6 protein-coding genes, 4 rRNA genes and 1 other RNA gene are annotated in these 12696 nt (G+C 41.1%); 3 read left to right on the top strand and 8 right to left on the bottom strand.

The window, feature by feature from the left end; translation table 11 throughout:
- Positions 1-48: 48 nt before the first annotated feature.
- Positions 49-1558, bottom strand: a 16S ribosomal RNA gene (locus tag CLMAG_RS07620).
- Between the two features lie 726 nt (positions 1559-2284).
- On the opposite strand from CLMAG_RS07620, the gene CLMAG_RS07615 reads away from it, so the two are divergent.
- Positions 2285-2503: a spore coat protein gene (locus tag CLMAG_RS07615; protein WP_066620504.1), complete on the top strand. Its 219-nt coding sequence runs from the start codon at positions 2285-2287 to the stop codon at positions 2501-2503.
- 30 nt (positions 2504-2533) lie between these two features.
- Positions 2534-2830, top strand: coding sequence for a spore coat protein (locus CLMAG_RS07610; RefSeq protein ID WP_066620502.1), 297 nt, complete (start codon positions 2534-2536; stop codon positions 2828-2830).
- Positions 2831-3274: 444 nt separating this feature from the next.
- Here CLMAG_RS07610 and CLMAG_RS07605 read toward each other — a convergent pair whose 3' ends face one another.
- The 4 genes from CLMAG_RS07605 to CLMAG_RS07590 form a co-directional block, all read right to left on the bottom strand.
- Entirely contained in the window at positions 3275-3631 is a 357-nt protein-coding gene (locus CLMAG_RS07605; RefSeq protein WP_066620500.1) for a DUF2512 family protein, read from the bottom strand.
- Positions 3632-3957: 326 nt separating this feature from the next.
- Positions 3958-4074: ribosomal RNA gene (gene rrf, locus CLMAG_RS07600) — 5S ribosomal RNA — on the bottom strand.
- A 256-nt stretch (positions 4075-4330) separates the two neighbouring features.
- A 23S ribosomal RNA gene (locus CLMAG_RS07595) occupies positions 4331-7234 on the bottom strand.
- A 512-nt stretch (positions 7235-7746) separates the two neighbouring features.
- Positions 7747-9256 (bottom strand): 16S ribosomal RNA (locus CLMAG_RS07590).
- The 16S, 23S and 5S rRNA genes sit together here, the layout of an rRNA operon.
- 1290 nt (positions 9257-10546) lie before the next feature.
- Between CLMAG_RS07590 and rnpB the strand changes: the two genes are divergently transcribed.
- Positions 10547-10884, top strand: an RNA gene (gene rnpB / locus CLMAG_RS07585) — RNase P RNA component class A.
- A 17-nt stretch (positions 10885-10901) separates the two neighbouring features.
- Here the strand turns inward: rnpB and CLMAG_RS07580 are convergent.
- From CLMAG_RS07580 to CLMAG_RS33520, 3 genes are all read right to left on the bottom strand, one after another.
- Positions 10902-12083, bottom strand: coding sequence for a site-specific integrase (locus CLMAG_RS07580; protein ID WP_066620494.1), 1182 nt, complete (start codon positions 12081-12083; stop codon positions 10902-10904).
- 69 nt (positions 12084-12152) lie between these two features.
- Positions 12153-12443 carry a hypothetical protein gene (locus CLMAG_RS33525; RefSeq protein WP_242872965.1) on the bottom strand — a complete coding sequence of 97 codons (291 nt, stop codon included), beginning with the start codon at positions 12441-12443 and terminating at the stop codon, positions 12153-12155.
- 7 nt (positions 12444-12450) lie between these two features.
- A partial coding sequence (locus CLMAG_RS33520; protein WP_242872964.1) for a helix-turn-helix domain-containing protein occupies positions 12451-12696 on the bottom strand: 246 nt, incomplete at its 5' end.

The following is a 12696-nucleotide window of genomic DNA, read 5'->3' as shown; positions in this document are numbered from 1 at the left end:
GGCTAAACCAGTCTTTCAGACAGCATTACCTGTCTGTATTATCCTTAGAAAGGAGGTGATCCAGCCGCAGGTTCTCCTACGGCTACCTTGTTACGACTTCACCCCAATCACTAACCCCACCTTCGGCCGCTGGCCCCTTTACAGGTTACCTCACGGACTTCGGGTGTTGCCAGCTCTCATGGTGTGACGGGCGGTGTGTACAAGGCCCGGGAACGTATTCACCGCGACATTCTGATTCGCGATTACTAGCAACTCCGGCTTCATGTAGGCGAGTTGCAGCCTACAATCCGAACTGGGATAGGTTTTTGAGTTTTGCTCCACCTCGCGGTCTTGCATCTCTCTGTACCTACCATTGTAGCACGTGTGTAGCCCTGGACATAAGGGGCATGATGATTTGACGTCATCCCCACCTTCCTCCCGGTTAACCCGGGCAGTCTCACTAGAGTGCTCAACTTAATGGTAGCAACTAATGATAGGGGTTGCGCTCGTTGCAGGACTTAACCTAACATCTCACGACACGAGCTGACGACAACCATGCACCACCTGTCTCCCTGCCCCGAAGGGCTTCATGCATCTCTGCACTATTCAGGGGATGTCAAGTCCAGGTAAGGTTCTTCGCGTTGCTTCGAATTAAACCACATGCTCCGCTGCTTGTGCGGGCCCCCGTCAATTCCTTTGAGTTTTAATCTTGCGATCGTACTTCCCAGGCGGAGTACTTATTGTGTTAACTGCGGCACAGAAGGTTGGACCCTCCTACACCTAGTACTCATCGTTTACGGCGTGGACTACCAGGGTATCTAATCCTGTTTGCTACCCACGCTTTCATGCCTCAGCGTCAGTTACGGTCCAGAGAATCGCCTTCGCCACTGGTGTTCTTCCTAATCTCTACGCATTTCACCGCTACACTAGGAATTCCATTCTCCTCTCCCGCACTCTAGATATCCAGTTTGAAATGCAGCACCCAAGTTAAGCTCGGGTATTTCACATCTCACTTAAATATCCGCCTACGCATCCTTTACGCCCAGTAAATCCGGACAACGCTCGCCACCTACGTATTACCGCGGCTGCTGGCACGTAGTTAGCCGTGGCTTCCTCCTTTGGTACCGTCATTATCGTCCCAAAAGACAGAGCTTTACAACCCGAAGGCCTTCATCACTCACGCGGCGTTGCTGCATCAGGCTTTCGCCCATTGTGCAATATTCCCCACTGCTGCCTCCCGTAGGAGTCTGGACCGTGTCTCAGTTCCAATGTGGCCGATCACCCTCTCAGGTCGGCTACGCATCGTCGCCTTGGTGAGCCTTTACCTCACCAACTAGCTAATGCGCCGCGGGTCCATCTCAAAGCGGATTACTCCTTTAATTAGTTCTTCATGCGAAAAACTAATGTTATGCGGTATTAATCTCCCTTTCGGGAGGCTATCCCCCTCTTTGAGGCAGGTTACCCACGTGTTACTCACCCGTCCGCCGCTAATCCACCCCGAAGGGCTTCATCGCTCGACTTGCATGTGTTAGGCACGCCGCCAGCGTTCGTCCTGAGCCAGGATCAAACTCTCAATTTAAAAGTTTGAATGCTCATTACTGTTTTACTCACTACTAATATATAGTAGTTAAAGAATTGCTGGTTTAGTTTATTTAATAAAAGTCATTTGACTTTTAACCTCTGTTTAATTTTCAAGGATCATGTCGCTTATTTGCGACTGGATTTATATCTTATCATCTTTATCTTAGCTTGTCAACCGGTAACTTATCACCAGTTTGTTTCTACTAAGTTATCGCTGAGTGCAACTGATCGAGCAGCTATTTCTACTCGTCTTTGCCGCCTCTCGAAGCGACAAGTAGTATCTTATCATGTATGTGGATGTGATAAATCAACATTGTCCCTCCTTATAATGGAATATACTATTAATACTCTATTATTCTTATATATACTCAACAATTCACATAACGACACGCCTGACTTAGTTTTCAGTGTCTCAGTAGTAATTACTACCTCCTAAGTTTTTCCTTATCTAACTCAACAAGTAGATTTTTAATATTAAATACTCTAGAATATCTTCGCAAAATAAAAAAAGAATACGATAGTAAGTTTATAATGACCTCCGTATCCTTTTCATATTTTATTTGGGGGAATGAGTGTGTACTCTTGTATAATTATAGCCAAGTTAACTTTTCTTTATACCTTCTTTATCTATGAGAGTATTATCCTAAAATTCTAATATTTTTAACATGGTATTTTTTATTTCTTTTTGAGAACAATATATTTGTATCTAAAAGGAGGTGATATTTTGGCACAACAAGGAATTGCCCCACATGAATCTTTTGAACTTCACGAATTATTAACATTTAAAAATGTATGCTTAACAAAATCAACTACAATGTCAGCATTAGTCTCTGATGAAAGATTGAAGTCAATTCTACAACAGGACATTACTACAACTCAAAGTCATATTAAAGAATTAAGAAGTCTCATGGAGCAATCAAGTATGGCAGGTAGCACAATGTAACATATCAAATTTAAGAAGGAAGGCGTAATGATGAATGCTATATTAGAAGGAATCACTGGAATGGATAAAATGAATGACCAAGTTATCGCTACTGATTTTTTAATTGCAGCAAAATCCGGCATAAAAAATTATGCAGCAGCACTTTCTGAAACAGCTTCTCCAGAAGTTAGAAATACTTTAACAAGACAATTAAATGATGCTATAAGTATGCATGAAAGAATAACAAACTATATGATGGATAATGGATATTATCATGCTTACAATCCGCAAGAGCAGTTTAAGGTTGATATGAAAGCAACAGATATGGCACTGAGTTTAGGAAAATAATTTTATTTTTAATAATGATTTAGCATTATAAATTAAATGGCCTATTTAAATGTATAATGTTTTTTAATACAAATACAATACTTAAAATGAATTAGATTAACTTTAATAAGCATACTACAAGTTATATTATGACTCAATTTCCTACTAGGGATTACTTTAGTTCACATTACTTCTATAACTTTTTCAAGTGAAAAAACAGACCTAAAGTAATAATATTGTATTTGTATTTTTCATCAATCCTAAAAAAGAGAGTAATTTGGAATCAGCTTAGAAGTGTCTAATATACATAACTTATTTGATTTACTCTATAATAAGATGTTTTTATGAGTAAGTACCTTTTTTGTGGACCAGTTTAAATTAATAACTTTATGTTCTTATATTAAAGCGAGAGAGGCTTTTAAGTAAATCTTATAAGCCTTTCTTTGATATCACCTTTTTAATCTATTATTCTTTACTTTTCTCTAAAACATTATTAGATACGTATTTATGGAAGAACAATTCTCCTACACCTATAACAACAGCGCATATTAGCGCATTTGTAAAAGATATTGTTGTAGCATTCCATAGAAAATTGAACATATATATGGTGGCTAGTGCCAATCCAACATCCGCAATAGTAGCCACGGTATTATTAGTTGCACGGAGTATTAATAGGTCACCTATAATATATGCAAGTATCGTAACAGCAGCAGCTATGTATAGTATAGAGGTAAACCTTAATTCAGTTAACATATAAAGAACAATCTCTAAAACAATTGCTGTCATAACAAATTTTATAAGTAAAGCTGTGATATGTTTCACGCTATCACCTCCCTCTAATTCTTTTATAAAATTAGTTTTCCTAATCCTATAAAAAATATCCTCTTGTGTTTATAATAGTTACGTTGTTCTATTCCTAAAGGAATAAGTAAAATATAAGCCTTTTAATGAAATACAAAAAACAAAAATCGCTAAGTAACTTAGCGATTTTCAATTACCTGTCGACGACTTACTCTTCCACACAGTCTCCCGTGCAGTACCATCAGCACTGTAAAGCTTAACCGACCTGTTGGGAATGGGTATGTTACCTATTTATTTGAACAAATAAAAAAACACTAGATATTATACCTAGTGCTCTTCTGCTAATTACCTGGCGACGACCTACTCTTCCACACAGTCTCCCGTGCAGTACCATCAGCACTGTAAAGCTTAACCTTCGTGTTCGGAATGGGAACGGGTGTTACCTTTACGTCATAATCACCAGATTTATTTAGTTGAGAGTTAAGAATTAATAGTTATGGTTATTTTTTCTCCTATCGTCGAAAAAACGATAATTATACTAACTAATAACTTTATACACAATAAATTATTAACTCTTATGAGAATATTATTCTCTGAAAATTGCACAGTGATAAGTATAGCTTTTTTATGTGGAGCTTAATTAATTTAAATTTTAGATTTTCACGCTAGTGAAAATCATCATTAACTCTTAATTCTCAACTCTACACTGTTAACTATTTTTTGGTCAAGCCCTCGACCTATTAGTATTAGTCAGCTGAACATGTTACCATGCTTACACCTCTAACCTATCAACCTTGTGTTCTTCAAGGGGTCTTACTAGCTTATGCTATGGGAAATCTTATCTTGAGGTGGGCTTCACGCTTAGATGCTTTCAGCGTTTATCCCGTCCTGACATAGCTACCCAGCTGTGCTCCTGGCGGAACAACTGGTGCACCAGAGGTCAGTCCATCCCGGTCCTCTCGTACTAAGGACAGCTCCTCTCAAATTTCCTACGCCCGCGACGGATAGGGACCGAACTGTCTCACGACGTTCTGAACCCAGCTCGCGTGCCGCTTTAATGGGCGAACAGCCCAACCCTTGGGACCTACTTCAGCCCCAGGATGCGACGAGCCGACATCGAGGTGCCAAACCTCCCCGTCGATGTGGACTCTTGGGGGAGATCAGCCTGTTATCCCCGAGGTAGCTTTTATCCGTTGAGCGATGGCCCTCCCACGAGGAACCACCGGATCACTAAGCCCGACTTTCGTCCCTGCTCCACTTGTTTGTGTCGCAGTCAGGCTCCCTTCTGCCTTTGCACTCTTCGAACGATTTCCAACCGTTCTGAGGGAACCTTTGGGCGCCTCCGTTACTTTTTTGGAGGCGACCGCCCCAGTCAAACTGCCCACCGAGCTGTGTCCCGTGACCAGTTTCATGGCCGCCGGTTAGAATCCCAGTACTGTCAGGGTGGTATCCCAAGGTTGACTCCACAAAGGCTGACGCCCTTGTTTCTCAGTCTCCCACCTATCCTGTACAGACAATACCGAAATTCAATGCTAAGCTACAGTAAAGCTCTACGGGGTCTTTCCGTCCAATCGCGGGTAGCGAGCATCTTCACTCGCAATACAATTTCGCCGGATTTGTTGTCGAGACAGTGCCCAAATCATTACGCCATTCGTGCGGGTCGGAACTTACCCGACAAGGAATTTCGCTACCTTAGGACCGTTATAGTTACGGCCGCCGTTTACTGGGGCTTAAGTTCATACCTTCGCTTGCGCTAAGTATTCCCCTTAACCTTCCAGCACCGGGCAGGCGTCAGCCCCTATACTTCAGCTTTCGCTTTAGCAGAGACCTGTGTTTTTGCTAAACAGTTGCTTGGGCCTATTCTCTGCGACCTACTTGCGTAGGCACCCCTTCTCCCGAAGTTACGGGGTCAATTTGCCGAGTTCCTTGACAACAATTCTTCCGCTGGTCTTAGGATTCTCTCCTCACCTACCTGTGTCGGTTTGCGGTACGGGCGCCAACATCCTCCATAGAGACTTTTCTTGGCAGCGTGGAATCAGATACTTCGCCCATAAGGGCTCCCCATCACACCTCAACATTGACTAAACGGATTTGCCTGTCTAGTCTGTCTAGATGCTTAGACGCACATCCAATAGTGCGCACATCTTATCCTCCTGCGTCATCCCATTTGTAATAACGTCAGTTGGCGGTATCGGAATATCAACCGATTGTCCATCACCTACGCCTTTCGGCCTCGGCTTAGGCCCCGACTAACCCTGAGCGGACGAGCCTTCCTCAGGAAACCTTAGGTTTTCGACCAATAAGATTCTCACTTATTTCTCGCTACTTATGCCAGCATACTCACTCCTGTACAGTCCACCGCTCCTTTCGGTACGACTTCAATCCATACAGGAAGCTCCTCTACCACTGATACTTACGTATCAATCCATAGCTTCGGTGGTAAGTTTTAGCCCCGAACATCTTCGGCGCAGGATCTCTCGACTAGTGAGCTATTACGCACTCTTTAAATGAGTGGCTGCTTCTAAGCCAACATCCTAGTTGTCTTAGAAATCCCACATCCTTTTCCACTTAACTTACACTTTGGGACCTTAGCTGATGGTCTGGGCTGTTTCCCTTTTGACCACGGATCTTATCATTCGTAGTCTGACTGCTTTGATTCAAGTATATGGCATTCGGAGTTTGATAGGGTTCAGTAACTGTTGTCAGCCCCTAGCCCATTCAGTGCTCTACCTCCATTACTCATTCAAAACGCTAGCCCTAAAGCTATTTCGAGGAGAACCAGCTATCTCCGAGTTCGATTGGAATTTCTCCGCTATCCACAGCTCATCCCATGGTTTTTCAACACCAACGTGGTTCGGTCCTCCACGGAATTTTACTTCCGCTTCAACCTGTCCATGGATAGGTCACCCGGTTTCGGGTCTACGACATGCAACTTTTCGCCCTATTCAGACTCGGTTTCCCTTCGGCTCCATACCTTAAGTATTTAACCTTGCTACACATCGTAACTCGCTGGCTCGTTCTACAAAAAGCACGCCGTCGCACATAAAAGTGCTTCGACTGATTGTGGACACACGGTTTCAGGTTCTATTTCACTCCCCTTCCGGGGTTCTTTTCACCTTTCCCTCACGGTACTGCTTCACTATCGGTCACCAGTTAGTATTTAGCCTTGGGAGGTGGTCCTCCCTGCTTCCCACAAGGTTTCACGTGTCTCGTGGTACTCTGGATTAGACCTGACTGCTCTTCCTTTTCACTTACAGGGCTTTTACCTTCTACGGCGGAGCCTTCCAGCTCTCTTCAGTTAAAAAATCGCAGTATTTATGGTCTATCCGCAACCCCAGGAACAAGTTCCTGGTTTGGGCTCTTTCCCTTTCGCTCGCCGCTACTTAGAAAATCGATTTTTCTTTCTCTTCCTCCGGGTACTTAGATGTTTCAGTTCCCCGGGTATACCTCTATAAACCTATGAATTCAGTTTATAGTACATTACGTTAGTAATGTGGGTTGCCCCATTCGGAAATCTCTGGATCACTGGCTATTTGCGCCTACCCAAAGCTTATCGCAGCTTATCGCGTCCTTCTTCGGCTTCTGGTGCCAAGGCATTCACCATGCGCCCTTTGTAGCTTGACCTATACCGAAAATTGCTATTAACTTCGCACTTCTTCGTCAAGTCTTTCATTGCGGTGCTCATTTACCAGTCAGTAAACTCTGCTCCTCATTCAAGCCTCTCCTCGAATTGCTCGTTACTATCAATTTTCTACTTTCACCTTAAAATCAATATTTACAACACATTTCTGCGTCAGGCCTCTCGTTCAGATACTCATTTACCATAAGTAAACTCCGCTCTTCACTCGTGTCCTTCCTTGAACTGCTCGCTTCTATCAATTTTCTGGTTTTAGTTCAATAAAATCTACAAAGGTGTTAAATATACTTTCGTATAAGTAATTTACCTTTAGCTTTACTTTTATTTTGTTAAACAATTGCGTTGTTTAACGTTTCTTCACTGTGCAATTTTCAAAGAACAATTGGAGATACATCATACTACATTGATTAGTTAAAATCAACTAGTAAATAATCCCTCAAGATTAAACAGAGGCTAAACCAGTCTTTCAGACAGCATTACCTGTCTGTATTATCCTTAGAAAGGAGGTGATCCAGCCGCAGGTTCTCCTACGGCTACCTTGTTACGACTTCACCCCAATCACTAACCCCACCTTCGGCCGCTGGCCCCTTTACAGGTTACCTCACGGACTTCGGGTGTTGCCAGCTCTCATGGTGTGACGGGCGGTGTGTACAAGGCCCGGGAACGTATTCACCGCGACATTCTGATTCGCGATTACTAGCAACTCCGGCTTCATGTAGGCGAGTTGCAGCCTACAATCCGAACTGGGATAGGTTTTTGAGTTTTGCTCCACCTCGCGGTCTTGCATCTCTCTGTACCTACCATTGTAGCACGTGTGTAGCCCTGGACATAAGGGGCATGATGATTTGACGTCATCCCCACCTTCCTCCCGGTTAACCCGGGCAGTCTCACTAGAGTGCTCAACTTAATGGTAGCAACTAATGATAGGGGTTGCGCTCGTTGCAGGACTTAACCTAACATCTCACGACACGAGCTGACGACAACCATGCACCACCTGTCTCCCTGCCCCGAAGGGCTTCATGCATCTCTGCACTATTCAGGGGATGTCAAGTCCAGGTAAGGTTCTTCGCGTTGCTTCGAATTAAACCACATGCTCCGCTGCTTGTGCGGGCCCCCGTCAATTCCTTTGAGTTTTAATCTTGCGATCGTACTTCCCAGGCGGAGTACTTATTGTGTTAACTGCGGCACAGAAGGTTGGACCCTCCTACACCTAGTACTCATCGTTTACGGCGTGGACTACCAGGGTATCTAATCCTGTTTGCTACCCACGCTTTCATGCCTCAGCGTCAGTTACGGTCCAGAGAATCGCCTTCGCCACTGGTGTTCTTCCTAATCTCTACGCATTTCACCGCTACACTAGGAATTCCATTCTCCTCTCCCGCACTCTAGATATCCAGTTTGAAATGCAGCACCCAAGTTAAGCTCGGGTATTTCACATCTCACTTAAATATCCGCCTACGCATCCTTTACGCCCAGTAAATCCGGACAACGCTCGCCACCTACGTATTACCGCGGCTGCTGGCACGTAGTTAGCCGTGGCTTCCTCCTTTGGTACCGTCATTATCGTCCCAAAAGACAGAGCTTTACAACCCGAAGGCCTTCATCACTCACGCGGCGTTGCTGCATCAGGCTTTCGCCCATTGTGCAATATTCCCCACTGCTGCCTCCCGTAGGAGTCTGGACCGTGTCTCAGTTCCAATGTGGCCGATCACCCTCTCAGGTCGGCTACGCATCGTCGCCTTGGTGAGCCTTTACCTCACCAACTAGCTAATGCGCCGCGGGTCCATCTCAAAGCGGATTACTCCTTTAATTAGTTCTTCATGCGAAAAACTAATGTTATGCGGTATTAATCTCCCTTTCGGGAGGCTATCCCCCTCTTTGAGGCAGGTTACCCACGTGTTACTCACCCGTCCGCCGCTAATCCACCCCGAAGGGCTTCATCGCTCAACTTGCATGTGTTAGGCACGCCGCCAGCGTTCGTCCTGAGCCAGGATCAAACTCTCAATTTAAAAGTTTGAATGCTCATTACTGTTTTTACTCACTACTATATTATAGTAGTTAAAGAATTGCTGGTTTAGTTTATTTAATAAAAGTCATTTTGACTTTTAACCTCTGTTTAATTTTCAAGGATCATGTCGCTTATTTACGACTGGATTTATATCCTATCATCTTCATATTAGTTTGTCAACTAGTAATTTACTACCAGTTTATTCTCACTAAGTTATCGCTGATTTGCGATGGATTTATATCTTACCACGCTTACCTCAGCCCGTCAACTAGTAATTTGTTACCAGTTAACTGATGTACCTAATCGGTAATTGCGGCCGGATTTACATCTTATCATTCTTGTATCAATTCGTCAATCAGTAATTTGTTACCAACTTAACTAACGTACTTAATCGCTGAGTGCAACTGACTGAACAGCTATCTCTGTTCGTCTTTACCGCCTCTCAAAGCGACAAGTAGTATCTTATCATGTGTGTGTATATGATAAACTAATAGTATCACTCTTTATAATAGAATATACTATTAATGCTCTGTTATTCTTCTACATACTCAATAATTCATATAGTGGTACACCTGACTTAGTTTTCATTGGCTCAGTAGTAATCACTACCCCTAAAGCCTTTAATTAATCCCAGTTATTAAATAGATTAATTTGTGAAGCAAAAGCAATAATAGGATAGTAGGCATTAATCAAAATAAATATAGTATCACTACTGAATTTAATTTTAGCAAAATAAAAACTCTTTCCATCTAGTTTAAAGTCAAATCTTCGATCTTAAACTTTAGAAATATTGCTGATTTGAAAGCAAATTTTTTTAAATTCATATTTATTTACTGCTGTAGATATCACTTTATCATTTGAAAACCCGGTAATTCCATCGATCAATAACATAAAATCCACCTTCTTAATTTAATAATAATTAATATTTTAATAAAAATGTCTTACAACCTCCACATAGGTCAATTGCAAAAATCTCTAACCTTCCTTGTATATTAGCATATCATAATGTTTCTCTACTATTAATACCATACCAATCTTTCTCCACAGAACCCAGCCTCCTATTACTTTTTATGAAGTGAAACTTGAATCAGATGGAGTTCCAACTCCACCTGATTCTTAGTTGAACGAATCCAGGGATGTAGCCGCTCGCAACGTACACTTTGAAGAAGATGGGAGTACTAGAGCGGGTAGTCATCGGATAAATGTGAAATAGAAATAATACCATAATCATGTATGCCTAGAATTAAATACTGTTTGTAATTCGATATAAGACGTGGTATTATAATATTCGCGAGTAAGCCAGACAATCGCTGCTGTGGAAACACAGGAGAGGAAAGTCCGAGCTCCATAGGGCAGGGTGCTGGGTAATACCCAGTCAGGGTAACCTGAAGGAAAGTGCAACAGAGATATACCGCCGGCTAGTTTCGGTAAGGGTGGAAAGGCGAGGTAAGAGCTCACCAGCGCATTGGCGACTTTGCGGCTATGTAAACCCCACCTGGAGCAAGATTGGGAAGTATCAAGGGGCGGCCCGTTCCACTTCCCGTTAGTGTCGCTTGAGCCTACTGGTAACAGTAGGCCTAGATAGATGATTGTCAAATACAAAACTCGGCTTATAGACTTAGTCGCATGAGATATCCACTGACTTTTCAGTGGCTATTTTTATTTTTTGCCACCGGTTTGCCACCGCTCAAAACAGCAGCTAATTTCTCAGTAGCATTCTGCTGCATTTTTAAATTTATGTGGGAGTAAATGTTAAGAGTTGTGTTTATATCAGAGTGTCCTAATCGTGTCTGAATAACTTTAAAATCTACTCCCTGTTCTAATAAAAGACTTGCATTTGTGTGCCTCAAGTCATGAAATCTTATACTCTTTTCAAATTCCATACTATTTAGTATCTTTCTAAATTTTGAAGTATAATAATTTGGATGAACATAGTGACCATTTTCCCATGTCATGATAAAATCAAACTTTTTACCGTTAAACACATTATCAATATAGTCTGGTCCATATTTGACCTTGTTTTTGTTTTGAATCTTTTTATGTTCTTTTAATATCCTAATTAGATTATCCGAAATATATAAGGTTCTTTCACTTTCATCTGTTTTAGTGGTTCCTATCATTACTCTTCCATTAGAATAAGTTAAATTATTCTTTATGTTAATGCAGTGATTGTTAAAATCTACGTTCTCCCACTCTAGACCTCCAAGTTCTCCACGTCTTAAGCCAAGTTCTATTACAATATTTAGACCTAATTTAAATGCATAGTCATAGTAAATAGTTTCGTCTAAGGAGTCTATTATAGTGTTAAATTCCTCAACAGTTAAAACACTTGCAACAAACTTATCTCTTTTAGGTCTATCTATGTATTTACAAGGGTTATTATTAATTACCTGCAGTTTTACCGCTTTATTAAAAGCAGAATTAATTACTCCGTATAAGGACTGTAATGTAGTACCGCTGAGTTTTTTTCTTTTTGCAGTTAAAATCATATTTTCAATATGAATAGGCTTTATATCTTTTAACATTATGTTTCCGATATTAGGATTGATATTATTTCTTATAAATTCACGATAACGGTGGTAGGTACTTATTTTTCTATTCTCCTTGATATGATTTTCTAGCCAATTATTTAAGTAATCCCCTACGGTTTCTTTCTTAGGTTCTACATACCCCGTATTGAATTTAACAATAGCTTCTGCTAGAGCTGTTTGTGCTTCCTTTTTTGTTTTTCCTCCCCTCCTTTCTATTCTCTTTCTCTTACCGCCAATTGCTCCAACTTCAAAATAATAATACCAGACACTGCCCCTTTTTCTTACTCCTCCTGTCATGAGAAACCTCTCCTTTATGATTTTATAAAAACAGTTATAATTAACTGATTTTTAACTTTAGAAAAACTACTATTTTCTATATTTGTAGCTAATAAGCTTTATTTGTTTTAGACAATCATCTATAAACTCAGACATATCCTTATCACTAAGTTTAGTTATATTCACTCCTAAAAAGCTTGCTATTACAGGTTGATTCAAAAAACTTACTTCTTCTGGAGTCTTAAATAAATTACCTTGAAAATTACTCCTACCCTCTGAATTATTTTTTAAGTAATCATGAATATAATCCATATCTAACTCAGGATCACTTTTCATGTGGTCCACTATATGGGATACATCTTCATCCTTTTCCTTATTCAATCTGGATTTAATAAATTTTTCTATATTTATATTTTAAATTTTCATCTTGGAAGAAACTTATTGAAACTCCACATGCATCAGCAATTTGAGTTAAAAGTACAAAACTAGGATATGTTCTGCCGGACTCTATATCCCCAATATAGCTTTGTGATTTATTTAAGTCACTTGCTAACATTTTCTGAGTATATAGTTTACCTATCTTTTCAGACTTTATCTTCCTAGCACCTTTCACTAATTCTCCCAATTCTTTTTT

The organism is Clostridium magnum DSM 2767 (assembly GCF_001623875.1).
GTDB lineage: Bacteria > Bacillota > Clostridia > Clostridiales > Clostridiaceae > Clostridium_AM > Clostridium_AM magnum.
The sequence above is the reverse complement of the archived record's forward strand: the minus strand, read 5'-3'. Positions and strand labels throughout refer to the sequence as shown.

What these genes read in the sequence shown, in the direction of transcription:
- CLMAG_RS07610 (WP_066620502.1), top strand. Translation starts at nt 2,534, where the DNA reads ATGAATGCTATATTAGAAGGAATCACTGGAATGGATAAAATGAATGAC.
- CLMAG_RS07580 (WP_066620494.1), bottom strand. Translation starts at nt 12,083, where the DNA reads ATGACAGGAGGAGTAAGAAAAAGGGGCAGTGTCTGGTATTATTATTTT.